At 67.7% G+C, this 16980-nt stretch carries 14 protein-coding genes; 11 read left to right on the top strand and 3 right to left on the bottom strand.

Annotated features, from left to right (window positions below; all coding sequences use genetic code 11):
* Positions 1-124 precede the first annotated feature (124 nt).
* Positions 125-1462: a cytochrome P450 gene (locus tag ACXJ3V_RS13060; RefSeq protein WP_457100746.1), complete on the top strand. Its 1338-nt coding sequence runs from the start codon at positions 125-127 to the stop codon at positions 1460-1462.
* Positions 1463-1480: 18 nt separating this feature from the next.
* On the opposite strand, the gene ACXJ3V_RS13055 is transcribed toward ACXJ3V_RS13060, so the two are convergent.
* Positions 1481-2110 (bottom strand): TetR/AcrR family transcriptional regulator, encoded by a 630-nt coding sequence (locus ACXJ3V_RS13055; protein ID WP_457100745.1) that lies wholly within the window; start codon positions 2108-2110, stop codon positions 1481-1483.
* A gap of 205 nt (positions 2111-2315) precedes the next feature.
* Here ACXJ3V_RS13055 and ACXJ3V_RS13050 point away from each other — a divergent pair, with 205 nt between their 5' ends.
* The 7 genes from ACXJ3V_RS13050 (at position 2316) to ACXJ3V_RS13020 (ending at position 11561) form a co-directional block, all read left to right on the top strand.
* Positions 2316-4994 (top strand): family 78 glycoside hydrolase catalytic domain, encoded by a 2679-nt coding sequence (locus ACXJ3V_RS13050; RefSeq protein ID WP_457100854.1) that lies wholly within the window; start codon positions 2316-2318, stop codon positions 4992-4994.
* Positions 4995-5024: 30 nt separating this feature from the next.
* Positions 5025-6269 (top strand): glycoside hydrolase family 1 protein, encoded by a 1245-nt coding sequence (locus ACXJ3V_RS13045; RefSeq protein ID WP_457100744.1) that lies wholly within the window; start codon positions 5025-5027, stop codon positions 6267-6269.
* Positions 6266-7087: an SDR family NAD(P)-dependent oxidoreductase gene (locus ACXJ3V_RS13040; protein WP_457100743.1), complete on the top strand. Its 822-nt coding sequence runs from the start codon at positions 6266-6268 to the stop codon at positions 7085-7087. The genes ACXJ3V_RS13045 and ACXJ3V_RS13040 overlap by 4 nt, the downstream gene beginning before the upstream one ends.
* Positions 7088-7116: 29 nt before the next feature.
* Positions 7117-8910 carry a beta-glucuronidase gene (gene uidA, locus ACXJ3V_RS13035; protein ID WP_457100742.1) on the top strand — a complete coding sequence of 598 codons (1794 nt, stop codon included), beginning with the start codon at positions 7117-7119 and terminating at the stop codon, positions 8908-8910.
* 54 nt (positions 8911-8964) lie between these two features.
* Positions 8965-10335: an MFS transporter gene (locus ACXJ3V_RS13030; RefSeq protein ID WP_457100741.1), complete on the top strand. Its 1371-nt coding sequence runs from the start codon at positions 8965-8967 to the stop codon at positions 10333-10335.
* Between the two features lie 147 nt (positions 10336-10482).
* Positions 10483-11085 (top strand): DUF998 domain-containing protein, encoded by a 603-nt coding sequence (locus tag ACXJ3V_RS13025; RefSeq protein WP_457100740.1) that lies wholly within the window; start codon positions 10483-10485, stop codon positions 11083-11085.
* A gap of 83 nt (positions 11086-11168) precedes the next feature.
* On the top strand, positions 11169-11561 hold the full coding sequence (locus tag ACXJ3V_RS13020; protein ID WP_457100739.1) for an SHOCT domain-containing protein: 393 nt from the start codon (positions 11169-11171) through the stop codon (positions 11559-11561).
* An 8-nt stretch (positions 11562-11569) separates the two neighbouring features.
* Here ACXJ3V_RS13020 and ACXJ3V_RS13015 read toward each other — a convergent pair whose 3' ends face one another.
* Positions 11570-13378: a threonine/serine exporter family protein gene (locus ACXJ3V_RS13015; RefSeq protein WP_457100738.1), complete on the bottom strand. Its 1809-nt coding sequence runs from the start codon at positions 13376-13378 to the stop codon at positions 11570-11572.
* 103 nt (positions 13379-13481) lie between these two features.
* Between ACXJ3V_RS13015 and ACXJ3V_RS13010 the strand changes: the two genes are divergently transcribed.
* Both ACXJ3V_RS13010 and ACXJ3V_RS13005 read left to right on the top strand, forming a co-directional pair.
* Positions 13482-13946, top strand: coding sequence for a peroxiredoxin (locus ACXJ3V_RS13010; protein ID WP_457100737.1), 465 nt, complete (start codon positions 13482-13484; stop codon positions 13944-13946).
* Positions 13943-14836, top strand: coding sequence for an LLM class flavin-dependent oxidoreductase (locus ACXJ3V_RS13005; RefSeq protein ID WP_457100736.1), 894 nt, complete (start codon positions 13943-13945; stop codon positions 14834-14836). Before ACXJ3V_RS13010 ends, ACXJ3V_RS13005 begins: the two co-directional genes overlap by 4 nt.
* Positions 14837-14890: 54 nt before the next feature.
* On the opposite strand, the gene ACXJ3V_RS13000 is transcribed toward ACXJ3V_RS13005, so the two are convergent.
* The gene (locus ACXJ3V_RS13000; RefSeq protein WP_457100735.1) at positions 14891-16261 is read right to left on the bottom strand and encodes a protein kinase domain-containing protein; all 1371 of its coding nucleotides are present in this window, start codon (positions 16259-16261) and stop codon (positions 14891-14893) included.
* A 348-nt stretch (positions 16262-16609) separates the two neighbouring features.
* Between ACXJ3V_RS13000 and ACXJ3V_RS12995 the strand changes: the two genes are divergently transcribed.
* On the top strand, positions 16610-16969 hold the full coding sequence (locus ACXJ3V_RS12995; protein ID WP_457100734.1) for a PRC-barrel domain containing protein: 360 nt from the start codon (positions 16610-16612) through the stop codon (positions 16967-16969).
* The last annotated feature ends 11 nt before the right edge of the window (positions 16970-16980 follow it).

The raw sequence follows: 16980 nt of genomic DNA, 5'->3' as shown, positions 1-16980 counted from the left end.
CATGTCAAACAGTCAGCAAACATCACCCTGACTCTCCCAACGGACTTCGTGGAAGCGGGGCGGACCTCTAGACCGCCGGCTCGGCGCTCCGATACTCTGACGCGCATCGGGGGGAGGCACGGCCATGGTGCAGGCCCCCGCTGTCGGCCCGATCGCCTTTGCGCGCGGCATCCGCAGTCAAGGATTCCTCGATTTCGCAGGCACGATGTGGCGCGAGCATGGCGATGTGTTCGAAGCGCACCTCGGGCCCCGTCGACTCGTGTTCGTCATGCACCCCGATGCCGTGGAGCAGGTGACCGTCTCGGGCCGTCAGCGGTACGAGAAGATGGGCAGCTATGACGCGGTCCGCCGATACCTGATCGGCGACGGACTGGTCGGCAGCACGGGGGACCTGTGGCGCCGTCAGCGAAAGCTGATGGCGCCGATGTTCACTCCGCGCGGCGTCGCCACCTACGCGGACGTGGTCATCAAGGACGCACTCCGCTTCGCGGAGCGGTGGGAAGGCCTCGCCGGCGAGGGTCAGGTCGACCTTGCCGAGGAGATGATGCTGATCACGGCGACGATCATCCTCAAGGCGATGTTCAGTTCCGACACCCCCGAATCGATCAGCGAGATGAAGGGCGCAGTCGAGACGATGGTCGCCTTCGCCGACACCCAGATGGTGCCGCTGCGGGTGCCGGCCTGGATTCCGAGCGCACGAAACCGCCGCTATGTCGACGCTCGAGGTCTGGTGCATCGCTCCATCGAAGCCCGCATCAGCGAGCGCTTGGCGATGGACGAAGCGGATTGGCCGAGTGATCTGCTGTCGCGCCTGATGGCGGCCCGTGACCCCGACACCGGTGCGCCGATGGCGGAGCACCTGGTGCGCGATGAGGCGATCACGATGTTCTTCGCCGGTCACGAGACCACAGCGCGGACGATGACCGCCGCCTGGTACGCGCTCGCGTCGAACCCCGACGTGGCAGATCGCCTCCATGAGGAGCTGGATGAGGTGCTCGGCCGCCGCGTCCCCACGCTGGACGACCTGCACGGTCTGCCGTACACCCTGCGCGTCGTCAAAGAGGTGCTGCGGCTCTATCCGGCCGCGCCGTTCTATGCCCGAGACGCCATCGAAGACGACCGGATCGCCGGGTTCGACATCCCGGCGGGATCTACGATCATGCTCTCGCCCTTCTACACGCACCGGCACCCGGGGTTCTGGGCGGAGCCGGACCGTTTCGATCCCGATCGCTGGACACGGGATGCCGAGACCGCGCGCCACGGGCACGCCTATCATCCCTTCGCCGCAGGGCCCCGGATCTGCATCGGGAACAACTTCTCGCTGCTGGAGAGTCACCTTCTGCTGGCGATCCTCGCTCAGCGATTCGCCCCGCGGCTGCCGGACGGCTACGAACCCCGGTTCGTGATGCGCGGCACCATGAGCATCGACGGCGGCCTGCCGGCCGTCATCGAGAAGCGCTGACAGGCTCGTCGGGATCAGTCAGTTCGCTTCAGGTGTGGCGATCAGGCGCATGAACATCTCAAGCAGCGGCAGCGTCGGACGCTCCGGGTCGAGGAGCGCCTGGATTCGGAGCCCGTCCATCATGGCCATCACCATGGTGACCTTGTCGTCGGCGCTCAGCTCCTCGCTGTCGTGCGTGGTGGCCAGGCGTCCGCTGGAGAGATGCGCCCGCATCCGCTCCCGGCGCTGGATGAAGAAGCCRTGCGCAGGATGGTCCGGATTGGTCGCGGCCACCGTGATGGCGAGCCAGTTGCGCTGCTGCTCGGGGTGCGCGAACTCGTCCCGCAGCACGGTGCTGAGCACCCGCTCGGCGGGAACCTGTGAGCCCATGATGCGTCGCGCGAGCTCCTCGTCGTCTTCATCGCGTTGGGCGAGCGCGGCGAGAAGGAGTTCATCCTTGCTGGCGAAGTGACGCAGCAGCGCCGCGTGGGTCACGTTCGCGCGGGCCGCAATATCGCGCAGCGAGGCGCGCTCGTAGCCGTGCTCGGCGATGCTCGCCGATGCGGCCCGGACGATCTCCGCGCGGCGAGCGGGCGTGGAGGCCGACGGTCCGCGCGTTCTGCGTGACTTCGACGCTGTGTCCACATTGCTCACGGGTGTGGCGGTCACGTTCGCTCCTGCCTTCCGCATCGTGTGCTCTCCGGCTGAACGTATCGCACTCGCCGTCTGCACTTGCCAATTGTAACCAGAGTGGTTACAGTAGAACAACGGTAACCATGATGGTTACTTTTGTTCACAGTGGCACGGATGCCGCGGCCGGCGACGGTCCGCTGCGCAGCGGAGGCCACTCACTCACGATGAAGGAGTCACGGTGATGCACGCGCCATTCGCCCTGACCGCCGATGGCGGCGGCGACCAGTTCATCGTCACGGGTGGGGCGCCCCGCCTTTCCTTCAAGGTTTCGCCCGCAGCCCCGGCCGAGTCGCTGAACGAGCTCGAGGCGCGCATCGACGGATCTTCGCCGGTGCCGGCGACGCAGCTGTCAACCAGCCACCGGTTCGTCGCATGGCCGTGGGGTGCGCTCAAGAGCGGGCAGCGCATTCAGTGGCGCGTGCGGACGGTTGCCGACGCGGCGACGTCGGAGTGGTCCGACTGGGCCGAGTTCGAGGTGGGTCTGCGCAACGAGGACTGGACGGCATCCTGGATCTCACCCGTCGAGTCAGCCGACCCCGGATACGGTCAGCGACCCGCGCACCTGCTCGCCACCGGGTTCGAGCTGATCGCGCCAGTGCGATCGGCGCGGCTGTACTCGACAGCGCTCGGCGTCTATACGGCGACCGTGAACGGCGAGCGTGTGGGGACGGCGGAGCTGTCGCCCGGGTCGACCTCCTACGATCGGACTCTCTACGCGCAGGCGTCGGATGTCACCGAGGCGCTGCGGGCCGGTTCGAACCGGCTCGAGCTCGAGCTCTCGGACGGCTGGTATCGCGGACAGGTCGGCGCGTTTCGGATGCCCGCTGGGTGGGGGACCGTGCTCGGTGCACGGGCGGAGCTGCACATCGAGCACACCGACGGAACGCGCCGGATCATCCGCAGCGACGAGACCTGGACGAGCAGGCGGTCGACCAGTGCACGCGCCGACCTGATGGACGGACAGACCGTCGACTTCACCGTGGGGGAGGGCAGCCCTGTCCCCGTGCTCGTGGGCGTGGTCGATGCTCCGGACATCGAGTGGTCGCCGGCACCTCCTGTGCGAATCGTGGAGTCTCGGGCACCGCAGTCGCTCCGCGCGATCGAGCCGGGCGTGTGGATCGTCGACTTCGGGCAGAACGCGTCGGGCTGGATCCGCCTGACCGACCTCGGCCCCGCGGGGACGATCACCACCATCGACTACGGCGAGCACCTCGGCCTCGACGGAGACCTGTCCACCGACCACCTCGACTCCGAGCGCCCCGGCGAACCGCCGGTGGTCTTCGTCCAGCGCGATGAGGTCGTCGCCGGATCGGGTGACGAGGTCTTCGAGCCCCGCCACACCGTCCACGGATTCCAGTACGTGCGGATCACCCGCCACGGCGCACCGCTGAAGCCCGCCAGCGTCACGATGCAGGTCGTGCACACCGATCTGCATCGCACCGGAACTTTCAGCTGCAGCGACGACGACCTCAACCGACTGCACTCGATCGCCGACTGGAGCTTCCGCGGGAACGCCGTGGATGTGCCGACGGACTGCCCGACCCGGGAGCGTCTCGCGTGGACCGGCGACTACCAGATCTTCGCGCCGACAGCGACGCGACTGTACGACGTACTCGGGTTCAGCCGGAAGTGGCTGCGGTCGGTGCGCGACGACCAGCTCGAGGACGGCCGGATCGCGAACTTCTCCCCGGACGGCCGCCGCATCAAGCACCACCTCGACGACCAGTTCGCGATGATGACCGGCTCGGCCGGCTGGGGCGACGCGATCGTGGCCGTGCCGTGGGAGCTCTACGAGTCTTATGGCGACGAGCAGGTTCTCGCGGAGAACTGGGACGCGATGGTCCGCTGGGTCGAATGGGCGCTCGACAAGGCGCGCACCGAGCGCCACCACGCACGCCGCCAGCAGAGCCCGGAGCCCGAATGGTTCGAGGAGTACCTGTGGGACGGCACCTTCCACTGGGGTGAGTGGACCGAGCCGAAGGAACGCGCCGCCGATGGCACCCCGATCGACCCGATCAAGACGAACCCGATGGCGTGGTTCATGGCGGACAAGGGCGAAGTCGGCACCGCATACCTTTACCGCTCCACGGCGACACTCTCGCGGGTCGCATCCGTGCTCGGACACCACGTCGAGGCGGCACGCTACGCACGCACCGCCGAGCAGATCCGCTCCGCCTGGCAGGCCGCGTACCTGCACGCCGACGGCACGACCGTCGCCGACACCCAGGCGAGTTATGTGCGCGCGCTGTCGTTCGGATTGGTGCCTGACGAGCTGCGGGATGCCGCGGCCACCCGCCTCGTCGAGCTCATCCGCTCCGTCGACACGCACCTGCGCACCGGCTTCCTCTCCACCGGCGACCTGCTGCCCGTGCTCTCCGACACCGGACACGCGGATGTCGCGTACCAGCTGCTCTTCCAGCGCACCGCGCCGTCATGGCTGAACATGATCGACCGGGGTGCGACGACGATCTGGGAGGACTGGGACGGCGTCGACGAGGTCGGCGCCGCGCACGAGTCCCTCAACCATTACAGCAAGGGTGCGGTGATCCGCTTCCTGCACACCCACACGCTTGGCCTGCGTCAGGAGCCAGGCTCAATCGCCTGGGAATCCGTCGTGATCGAGCCGGTCCCCGGGCCATCACTGACCTGGGCAAGAGGCTCGCACGAGACCCCGCAGGGGACCATCCGCGTCGAATGGCGCATCGAGGACGACGAGCTCCACATCTCCGCGGACATTCCGGCAGCGACATCCGCCCGCATCGTGTTCCCCGACGGCACCGTCGCCCAGGCGGGGCCCGGCACGTACCGCGGGCACCGGAGTCTGCGGCATCCGTCGCTCGCACAAGCACTGACGAACTGACCAAAGAACTGATCGACCGAGAGGACGAAGATGACCACTTTCCCCGAGCACTTCCTGTGGGGCGCGGCTACGGCCGGGCACCAGATCGAAGGCAACAACGTCAACAGCGACTGGTGGGCACGCGAGCAGCTGATGCCGGGCATGGAGCTCTCCGGCGACGCCTGCGACAGCTACCACCGCTACGCCGAAGACATCCAGCTGCTGGCCGACGCCGGCCTGACCGCGTACCGCTTCAGCCTGGAGTGGTCGCGCATCGAGCCGATCCGCGGACGGTTCTCCAAGGCCGAACTCGCCCACTACCGCCGCGTCATCGACGCCTGCCTGGATCGCGGCATCACCCCCGTCGTCACCCTGCAGCACTTCACCACGCCGCAGTGGTTCGCCGAAGCGGGCGGATGGTCAGGCCCGGAGGCGAAGGACCTGTTCTCGCGGTACGTGGAGCAGGCGTGCACGATCCTCGACGGCGTCGAGTGGGTCGCGACGATGAACGAGCCCAACATGCAGGCCGCGATCATGACCGCCATGAAGCGCATGGAGCAGGCCGGCGGGCAGTGGGTGAGCCCCACCGTCGAGGGCGAGTACGCCAGCGACGAAGAGCGAGAGCAGGCGGCGCGCAACAATTTCCTCGCCTACGCCGACCCGGCGATCAGCCGCGCATTCGTCGAGATCCACCACGCCGCCCGCGCCATCGTCCGGGAGCACACCACCGCGAAGGTGGGCTGGACCATCGCAGCCGGCGCGCTGACCGCGGCGCCCGGCGGCGAGGAGAAGCTCCTCGAGATCCGCTACGGCAAAGAGGACATCTTCTGGGAAGGCAGCCGCGGCGACGACTGGGCCGGCGTGCAGGCGTACTCGAGCCAGCAGGTCGACGCGAACGGGCTCGTCCCGCACCCGCAGCTGCCCGACAACACCCTCGTCGGCACCACGTACCGGCCTGATTCGCTCGCCATGGCCGTCCGCCACGCGACCGAGGTGACGCAGGGCGTTCCCATCCTCATCACCGAGAACGGCATCGCCACCGCCGACGACACCCAGCGGATCCGCTACACCGACGAGGCCCTGCAGGGTCTGCTCGGAACGATCGCCGACGGCATCGACGTGCGCGGCTACCTCCACTGGTCGCTGCTGGACAACTTCGAGTGGGGCCACTGGGAGCCGACCTTCGGCCTGATCGCCATCGACCGCGACACTTTCGCTCGCACCCCCAAGCCCAGCCTCGCCTGGCTCGGCCAGGTCGCCCAGCGCAACGCGCTCCCCGTGGGGGTGCCCGCGTGAGCTTCCCCTTCGCGGACGTCTCCGCATCACCCGTCGACAGCCTGCTGTCGCTCGCCGGTCGCCGCGCCCTCGTCACCGGCGGTGGACGCGGGCTCGGCAAGGCGATTGCCGTGCGCCTCGCCGAGGCGGGCGCCGCCGTCGCGGTGGCAGACATCGACGAAGCACTGGCCCGGGACGCGGCATCCGACATCGCCGGTCGATTCGGCGGTGACGTCGTCGGCGTGCGCATGGACGTCACGGATGCCGAGTCCGTCCGCGTCGCGACCGCCGAGGCCATCGCGGCACTCGGTGGCCTCGATGTCTGGGTGAACAACGCCGGCGTGTTCCCGAGCATCCCGGTGCTCGACACCGAAGACGACGCCTGGGAGCAGGTCTTCGCAGTCAATGCCCGCGGCGTCTTCAACGGCTCTCGCGAAGCCGCCCGTCGCATGGCCTCAACCGGATCCGGGGTCATCGTCAACATCGTCTCTACCGCCGGCTTCGAGGGCACCGCCCCCGGGCTCTCGGCATACGTCGGCTCGAAGCATGCCGTCCGCGGCATGACGAAGCAGATGGCCCTCGAGTTCGCCCCTCTCGGCATCCGGGTGCTGGGTGTCGCCCCGACCTTCGTCCCGACCGAAGGGAACCTCGCCGCCGCTGCTGCGGCGATGCAGGCAGCGGGAGTCGATCCCACCATGATGCCCGTCATGAGTCAGAGCCTGATCGGTCGCCTCGGAACCCCGGACGACATCGCCCGGGTGGTCCTGTTCTGCGCGAGCGACATGTCGATGATCATGACCGGCAGCACCCTCCTGGCCGACGCCGGCCAGACCATCTGAACCCGGCACACGCCACCGAAGGACACCTCATGCTCAAGCCCAAGCAGACACCCACCCGCGAACTGGTCAACCTCGACGGCGTGTGGCGGTTCGCGATCGACACCCGGCTCCCCGAACAGCCATGGCTCGCACCACTGGACACGCCGCTCGAAGCCGCCGTCCCGGCCAGCTACAACGACCTGTTCGCCGACCCGGAGATTCGGGATCACGTCGGCTGGGTCTACTACCAGCGTGAGGTCCGCATCCCGCGAGGGTGGCAGGAGGAGCGAATCCTGCTGCGCTTCGACGCGGCAACCCACGCGGCGCGTGTCTATGTCGACAACCAGCTGGCCGGGGAGCATGTCGGCGGCTACACGCCTTTCGATGTGGACCTGACCGATCTGGTCGCGGCGGGCGGATCGTTCCGGCTGACCGTCGCGGTGAGCCCGGACCTCACGAACGAAACCGTCCCGCCGGGCAAGATCGAAGTCGGCATGGACGGCCGCCGCCGGCAGACCTACTTCCACGACTTCTACAACTACGCCGGCCTCGCCCGATCCGTGTGGCTCTACAGCACGCCGCGCATCCATGTCACCGACGTGACCGTCGTCACGGACTTCGACGGCGCGGTCGGATCGGTCGAGTACCGGGTCGCGACCTCGGATGTCGCTGACGTGCGGGTGCGGCTTGCCGATGCGTCCGGCCGCGTCATCGCGCAGGCGACCGGAGCGTCCAGCACCCTGACCGTGTCGGACGTCGTGCTCTGGCGTCCAGGCGCCGCCTATCTCTACGAACTGACGATCGAAGCAGTCACGGAGGACCAGGTCGTCGACAGCTACTCGCTCCCGGTCGGTGTCCGCACCGTCGAGGTGCGCGGGCACGAGTTCCTCATCAATGGTGAGCCGTTCTACTTCACCGGGTTCGGCAAACACGAAGATGCCCCGGTCCGCGGCAAGGGACACGACGACGCGTTCATGGTCCACGACTTCCAGCTCATGGACTGGGTCGGTGCGAACTCCTTCCGCACGTCTCACTACCCCTACGCCGAGGAGGTCCTCGAATTCGCCGACCGCCACGGCATCGTCGTCATCGACGAGACCGCCGCCGTCGGACTCAACATGGGCGTCGTCGGAGGGATGTCGGGGACGCCCCCGTTCCCGACCTTCTCCGAGCAGTACGCCAACGCGAACACGCACGCGGCCCACGCGCAGCACCTGCGCGAACTCATCGCCCGCGACAAGAACCACCCGAGCGTGGTCATGTGGTGCATCGCCAATGAGCCGGCCTCGAACGAGGACGGCGCACGCGAGTACTTCGAGCCCCTCGTCGAGCTGACCCGCGAGTTGGACCCGACACGTCCGGTCACCTACGCGCTGGTGATGTTCGCGACGTTCCAGAACGACAAGATCATCGACCTCTTCGACGTGGTCAGCATGAACCGCTACTACGGCTGGTACATCGCCACGGGAGATCTGAAGGTCGCAGAGATGTACCTGCAGGGCGACATCCAAGGATGGATCGACCGCACCGGCAAGCCCATCATGATGACCGAGTACGGCGCCGACACGCAGCCCGGCGTCCACTCCATCTGGGACGCGGCATGGACCGAGGAGTATCAGCGCGACTACCTCGCCATGAACCACCGCGTGTTCGACCGCTTCCCGCAGTTCGTCGGCGAGCAGGTGTGGAACTTCGCCGACTTCGCCACCTCCAACGGCATCCACCGAGTGGAAGGCAACAAGAAGGGCGTCTTCACCCGCGACCGCAAACCCAAGACCGCGGCGCACGCCCTCCGCGACCGGTGGCGCGGCCTGAACGGCCGCAAGCCCGGCACCACCGACTGATACCCCGACCCACCAGCCCGCCACCGACATCCACAATTGACAAAGGAGTCCACCATGAACACCGACGATGACCTCACCGCCGACGAGGCAGAGCGCATCACCATCGCGGCCGCAACCGGCCGGCCGATGACGGCCGGCCCGGCTGCCGGTCCGCTGACCACGACCGTCCGCGCCGAAAACGGTCCCACCGAGCCCGTGACCAAGCGCTTCATCCTGTGGCTCGTCCTGCTGAACTTCGGCGCCGCGATGGCCTTCATCGTTCCGCTGACGTACTCGCTCGCGCTGCGCATCCAGCAGCTCGCGCCCGGCCACGAGGAGATCCTCGGATACGCGACCGGCATCGCCCAGACGGTCTTCATCCTCTCGTCGCCGCTGATCGGCATCTGGAGCGACCGCACCCGCAGTCGCCTCGGGCGACGCAAGCCCTTCATCATCGGCGGCATCGTGATCGGCATGATCGGGCTCGCCATCATAGGCGTCTCCCCGAACGTTCCCGTCATGATCCTCGGCTGGACGATCGGCATGCTCGGCTGGGCGAATGCGGCCGCAACGGTGCTGTTCATCCAGGCCGACCAGCTGCCGGACGCACAGCGCGGCAAGGTGTCGGCCCTGACCGGTGTCGCCGCGCAGGTCGCCGCCATCATGGGCATCGGCGTCGTCTACGCAGTCGTCAATGTCAGCCAGTTCCTCGTCTTCGTGCTGCCCGGCATCGTCGGCACGATCCTGGCGCTGTTCTTCGTGTTCTTCGGGAAGGATGCCGATTCCCGCCACATGGACCTGCCCAGCGACAAGATCTCGCTGAAGAAGGTCTTCGGCGCCTTCGTGTTCAACCCGCGGAAGTACCCCGAATTCGGCTGGAACTGGCTGGGCCGGTTCATCTTCTTCGTCGGGCTGTACTTCAACACCGCGTTCGGCACGTTCTTCTACTCGCAGCGACTCGGCCTGCCCATCGCCGAGATCGCCGGGATCGTCGCGATCATCGGACTGCTCGGCATCGTCGCGGCCGTCGTAGGAGCGATCGGCGGAGGCTGGCTGTCAGACAAGCTCGGTCGCCGCAGGCTGTTCGTCGGGATCGGCGCCGGCCTGTTCGCCGTCGGCGCGATCGTCGAGGCGACCGCATACACGATGCCCAGCCTCATCGTGGGCGCTGTGCTCATGAACCTCGCGCTGGCCGCCTTCGGTGCGGTCGACCAGGCGATCGTGATGGCCATCCTGCCGGACCGCGCCGAGGCCGGCCGCTACATGGCTGTCGTTCAATTCGCGCAGAAGATCCCGAGCGCGTTCGCCCCGATCCTGGCGGCGGCGATCATCACGATCGGCGCTGCCGAGGGCGTCAAGAACTACACGCTCCTCTACCTGGTGGGTGGCGCACTCGCCCTCGTCGGTGCGGCGCTGATCATCTTCAAGGTCAAGTCGGTTCGCTGATCAGAGATCGGGTGGCGCGCATGCGCGCCACCCGATCTCTCCGTCCTTTTAGGCCGGACGACCTGCGGCTCAGCCCGCGAACTGCCGGCGGGATATAGTGCCGCGCAGGAGGATGCCGGTGGTCGCTGGAACGATGGCTGTCCGAGGGTGAGCGTCGCTGCCATCGCCGCCGTCACTGCGCTCGTCGCCGGCGGGATCACCGCTGGGCTGATCGCCATCCTGCACGTCCTCGAGCCCGAGTACGACCCGTCCTGGCGGATGATCAGCGAGTACTCCCTCGGGCGATACGGGTGGGTCATGCGCCTGGCCTTCGTCACGATGGCCATCAGCCCCGCCGCGACGTGCGTCGCCCTATGGCCGTTCGGCGGCGCCTGGACCATCGGCCTTGCCGCCGTCGCGCTGGGCGCGCTCGGTGCCGCGTTCATCGACTCAGATCCGATCATGACTCCGCGGGCTCAATCCACGCCCGTGGGCAGAGCGCACACGGTGCTGGGAGGCGTGTGCCTCGCCGGCTTTCCGCCTGCCGCGCTGTTGGCGGGAGTCGGGGTGGCGCCTGCGCTCGGCTGGACGCTGGCGATCGCATCCGTTGTTCCGATAGCCGGTCTGGTGTGGTTCCTCACCGCCGCTGCGCCCGCCCGCGGGCAGGGCGGCTCGCCCGAGATCCGAATCGGATGGCCGGACAGGTTCTGCCTCCTCGCCTACCTGGCGTGGGTGGTGCTCGCCGCCGTCGGCGTGCTGTCCGCCGTGTGACGCAGCAGAGCGCCGCCAGATCTCTTCGTCACGCTGATAGCCTCCGAGGACCACCCTGCAAGCTCCTCCCGAAGGAAACCAATATGTTCAACGACAACGGGTCGTTCCTGCTCGCCCTCCTCGAGTTCTTCCTGTTCTTCGCCTGGTTCATGTGCCTGTTCTGGGTCATCGGCGACATCTTCCGCAGCAGCGACCTGCGCGGCGGCGGGAAGACGCTCTGGATCATCTTCGTCATCCTCATCCCCTGGCTCGGTCTCCTGGTCTACCTGATCGCGCGTGGCAGCGGAATGCAGGAGCGCCAACTGGAGCAGATGAAGGCGATGCACGAGCGGCAGGCTGAATACATCCAGTCCGTCGCCAAGTCCTCCTCTTCGACGTCAGCGACCGAACAGATCGCCTCCGCCAAGTCCCTGCTGGACTCGGGTGCCATCACGCAGGCCGAGTTCGATGTCCTCAAGTCGAAAGCCCTCGCGTAGCGCTCGTTTCACGACTCGAGTCCCAGCCCGGAGCTCGGCCGCCGAACCTCTGAGGGCGCGAGCGACTCAGGGGTCTCGGCGCGGTCGTCGAACCCGTCGACGTCGTTGAACTCGGAGTTCGCGAATCCCTGCAGCGATCCGGACATGGCGAGCCCGAGCAGCACACCCAGTGCGATGCCCATCATCGTGGCGACCGTGGTGATGATCGTGCTGGCGCCCCCCAGATCGCCGTACAGCACGCTTGCGACGCCGATGAGCCCGAGTGCTCCTGGCACCAGGAGCCAGAAGGCGGGCAGGAAGCTGACCAGCGCGGGCGGGCCGGTGCGCTGCCGGGCGATGACCACGGCGACCGGCGTCATCACCGCGGCGCCTACCAGTGCAGACAGCACTCCGTCGAAGAGGACGTCGCCGAGCACCTGCGCGCCGTAAGCCACGTAGAGCACGACCAGGATCCATCCGATCGATCGGCGTCGCGCGCACTGATAGACGGTGATGCCGAGGCCGAAAACGGCCACCGCGATCCACGGGGCAACGGGGCCGAGGGGGTTCTCGCCTGCGGGCTCGTGCGCGGGAATGCCGACGAGGGCGGATGCTGCGACGATGCCGGTTGCGAGAAGGAGCAGGCGCATCGCACCGGCCGCTACACGTGCCGCTCCCGACATGATCTGGCCGGTTGCGAGCTCGATGACTCCGATGGTCAGCAGTCCTCCGGGAAGGAGAATGACCAGCGGTGCGACCATCGCGGGAAGAACGCCCGGATCGACGGCTCGCCCGACGACGAGCACGATCAGCGCGACGCTCAGCGAGACAGCGACGACGATGAGCGCTTGGGAACTCGACGCAAGCCGCTCGCTGAGGAGCAGCACCGTTCCGACCGCGAGTCCCAGCAGCCCGGCGAGCAGAACTCCCAGCCAAGAGGATTCGAGCAGCACACTGAGCGCCGCCGAAAGGAGACCGTAGGCGCCGATCCGCTGCAGGCGAGAGTATGGCGGGGGAAGGACGGCTACGCGATCGATCTGTCGCCTCACCCACGCCGCGGCACCCGGGCGGCTGCGGGCGACGCCGACGATCCGGTCGACCATGTCGACTTGGTGAAGGAGATACGGCGAGTCGCCGGCTGACACCGCGCGGGTCTGCGCCACGGCATCGTCGGCGGAGGACACGAGGATCGATGTCGGGTAGACGATCGCCTGGACTGAGGGCCGGCCGCTCGCCGCCGCCATGTCTTCCAGCGCGTCGCGGACCAGGCCCACCGGGTACCCGCTGTCGATCATGGCTGTCCCCAGTGCCGCCATCGAATCCAGCACAACCGGGACGCTGACAGCCTCTGTGGTCACCACTGCCCGGCGTTCGGGCGGCGCGGGCGCCGGGCGCCTGCGCATCAGCGACCAGACGAACAGCCCAGCCGCGAGGAGCACTCCGACAGCTATGAGCAGCGTCGGAAGGGCGATCGTGGAGGTGGTGATCGCGGGGGGCACAGCGGGCACCGGGGCGACTGTGGAGGTCGGCGCGGGTGTGGTCGAAGGTGTGGGGGTCGGTGAGGGAGTAGGCGTCGCCGACTCGCCGGGGGTGGGGCCGGGCGTCGCTGAACTCGTCGGGCTGGGTGCTGCCTCCTCCGTCTCGGTGGGAGTGGGGCTCGGTGACTCGGCGGGGCCATCCGGGGCCCCCGTCGCTGTGGGCTCGCTGACTCCCTCGAGCTCGAAGCCCTGCTTCACGGAGACGGCCGCCCCCGCGGGGATGGACAGGATCATGCTGCCGAGTACTGCGGCGACGCCCACGAAACCCAGCAAGCCCGTGTGCGCCTTCGGTCCTCGCATGGTGTCGCCGTCTCGCTCGGGTGCCTGTGAGAGCCACGGTACGCACATCGGCCTCGCGTCGCACTCCCTGAGTTTCGGGCGGGATCAGTCCTACTCTGGGGGCATGACTCGTCTTGAAACCGGTGTCGAGGCACCTGACTTCACGCTCGTCGATCAGGACGAGCGGCCGGTCACGCTGACCGGCCTGCGCGGCACTCCCGTCGTCCTCTTCTTCTATCCGGAAGCGATGACGCCCGGATGCACCACTGAGGCGTGCGACTTCCGGGACAGCCTTGGCCCACTGCAGGCGGCGGGCTATCAGGTGTTCGGAGTGTCGCGCGACCTTCCGGAGAAGCTGCGTGAGTTCCGGGCCCGTGACCACTTGACCTATGGCCTGTTGAGTGATCCCGAGCGTGCCGCGCACGAGGCGTATGGGGTGTGGGGTGAAAAGATCCGAGACGGTGTGGCGGTGATCGGGGTGATCCGCTCGACCTTCGTCATCGACGAGGAGGGTCGCGTTCGCCACGCCCTTTACGGTGTAGACCCCAACGGCCACGTGGCACACCTGAAGGAGATTCTCGCCGGATGAAGATCGGGGTGATGCTTCCGGCCGGTGGCACCGACGGGCCTCGCGGCGGGAGTCCGAGCTGGGCTGACGTGCGCGATGCCGCGTTGGCCGCGGATCTGTCTGGGCTGGACTCGGTCTGGCTGGCGGACCACTTCTTCTACCGCGCGCCCGATGGAACGACGCACGGGATGCACGAGGCGTGGACGCTGCTCAGCGCCGTCGCCGCCGTGACGGAGCGGGTCGAGCTCGGCACGATGGTGCTCTGCGCGTCATTTCGGGACCCGGGACTGACTGCCAAAATGGCGGGGACGCTCGATCTCGTTTCGGACGGGCGGCTCATCCTCGGCGTCGGTGCGGGCTGGCACGACCCTGAGTACCAAGCGTTCGGCCTGCCCACCGACCATAGGGTCGGGCGGTTCGAGGAGTGGCTGGAGATCGTCGCCCGGTTGGTCCGCGGGGAGACGGTGACAATGGACGGGACCTATTTCACCGTCGACGGTGCGGTGCTCGTGCCAGCGCCGGTCCGACCCATCCCGATTCTCGTAGCCGCGTTCGGGCCGCGCATGCTGGATCTGACGGCCAGGTTCGCCGACCAGTGGAACACGGCCTGGTACGGCCTGGCCAACGAGACTGTCCAGCAGAACATCGGAAAGCTGCGAGCGGCGGTGTCGGTCGCCGGCCGGCCGATCGATGCGGTCTCGGTCACGGTCGGGATCACCGTCGCCGATCGGGACCAACCCGCCGTCATGGAGCCGGAGGCGAAGGCGATCTCCGGGACGATCACGGACATAGCCCAGGCATTCAGGGACTACGAAGCCATGGGTGTCGACCATCTGATCATCGGCCTCGAACCGGTCACTGTCCGCTCTGTGCAGCGCATCGCCGAAGCGAAGCGGCTGGCCGCGACCTGAGCGGGCCTCGCCCTCGTCCGCACATCGATCCGATTCGGGTGCGCGACGCCATGGTCAGCCGCCGTGGGACGTCTTGGCCGATTCTCGCTCGTTCTGGCGCTGCTGCTTCTCGGCATCGCGTTGCGCCCGTTCGGCTTCGCGCTGTGCGCTCTCCGCGGCCTTGCGGGCCTCGTCGGCGCCCTTCGTCTTCACATCGGAGGCAGGTGTCGACAGGGCGGGCGCAACGTCGGCGCCCGACGGTCCGGTGTCCGCGACAGGTTCGACAGCTGCGTTCCCGCTGTCGATGTCCATGCTGAGCGGTTCGACGATGACGCGACTGACTGTGGGCTCCGTCGCGGCATCGACCGCAGTGGGCCACGCCGAAGCGGTGATCCCCAAGACAACTGCTGTCGCCAGCGAAGCCGTGAGCGCAACTGCTCCGGTGCGGACGCCGCGACGCCTTCCCGTTCGCAGAGCGGAAACCGCTCGCCCGGCTGGGGCGGCCACCCGCCGAGTCGGCGGAGCGGGTTCGGCGGGGAGGGCCTCGGCGGGAAGGAGGAAGGATGGCTGGGTCGCCGCCGGTTCCGTCGGCACAGAGCCCGGACGGATGTGAGTCGGGAGCCCAGCGGCTGCCTGAGCGACCTCGAGCGCGGTGGGACGCAGCGCCGGGTCGGTGGCCGTCATCCGACTGAGCAGCTGAGCCCACACGGGGCCCACCCACTCCGGCACGTGGGGCGAATCGATGAGTCGCGCCATGACGGCACCCATACCCGAAGCGTTGGGAAAGGCTCGCTGGCCGGTCAGAGCCTCGAGCAGCACCAGTCCGAGGGCGTAGATGTCCGCCGGCGGCGCGATCGCCTCGCCGCGGACCTGTTCCGGCGCCAGATAGGCCGCTGTTCCGATGACCGTTCCGGGTGTCGTCACGCGGGTGCTGTCCATCAAGTAGGCCACGCCGAAATCGGCGAGTTTCACGTGCGGCTGCTCTCCCGGCGCCGTACTCGACTCCACCAGAACATTGGAAGGCTTCAGATCGCGGTGCACGATGCCTGCCCCATGGACGGAGTGGAGTGCAGAAGCCAGTTGGACGGTGAGATGGGCGACGAGGTCTGGCGCCAGCGGGCCGTCGTTGATGCGCTCGGCAAGGTTCGTGCCGTCGACGAATTCCATGACGAGGTATTGCGGCTGTCCTGGGTCGACGCTGCCGTCGAGAAGCTTCACGAGAGCGGGGTGATCGAGCGAGGCCAGCACCGTCATCTCGGTGCGCGCCCGAACCGGGGAGTCGACCGCGTCGGCATCGCCCCGGATGAGCTTCACGGCGACGGTCCGTCCGAGCCACAGGTCTTCGGCTCGATAGACGTGCGCCATGCCGCCCTCGCCGATGCGCTCGCCCAGCTGATAGCGGCCGCCTAGGAGGGCAGTCGTCGGTGCTTCTTGCAACGGCTGCATGACGCCCGTCCTTCCCTGCGGCAACGATCGGTGGCTCGATACGAGGACGCTACCTCGCTGAATTGCGAGGGCCAGATGGGTTGACAGACGCGCGGTCCGTCTGCTCGCGTCTGATCGCGCTCAGGGTCCGTCGATGCCCATGATCGCTCCGGTGTCAAGGACCCAGACACATCGGGCCGACCGCCCTGCGGACGATTCTGCCGGCTGGGAGCATGTCGCGTTTTACGCCATTTCGCGCGGTTCCGCCAGGGGGTCCCCGGCTTCGGCAACCGCGCATAGCGTGAACCTGGCAGCGGCCAACCCGGTCGCGCATCCACCCTCGCCACAGAATGAGGACAAGGAGCAGAGATGTCTACATCATGGGACGCATGGAACTACCGGGAGTCGGCGGACCGCACACCCGGGTCCAGCAACCTGGTGGGCTACCACGTGCACGCCAGCGACGGCTCCATCGGCAAGATCGATGAGGCAAGCCACGAGGTCGGCACCAGCCGGATCGTCGTCGACACCGGCCCGTGGATCTTCGGGCGGAAGGTGGTCCTTCCTGCCGGAACAATCCAGCGAGTGGATGACGTGGAACAGAAGGTCTTTGTCGACCTGACGAAGGACCAGATCAAGAACTCTCCGGAGCTGGATGACTCCGTCACCGACGACGACCCCGCCTACCGAGATCGCCTCGACACCTATTACGGCGAGTTCTACCGGTGACCGCAGTGGTG

Source organism: Microbacterium sp. P5_E9 (assembly GCF_054049175.1).
Note: the sequence above shows the minus strand (reverse complement) of the source record. Positions and strands in the feature narration are given on the sequence as shown.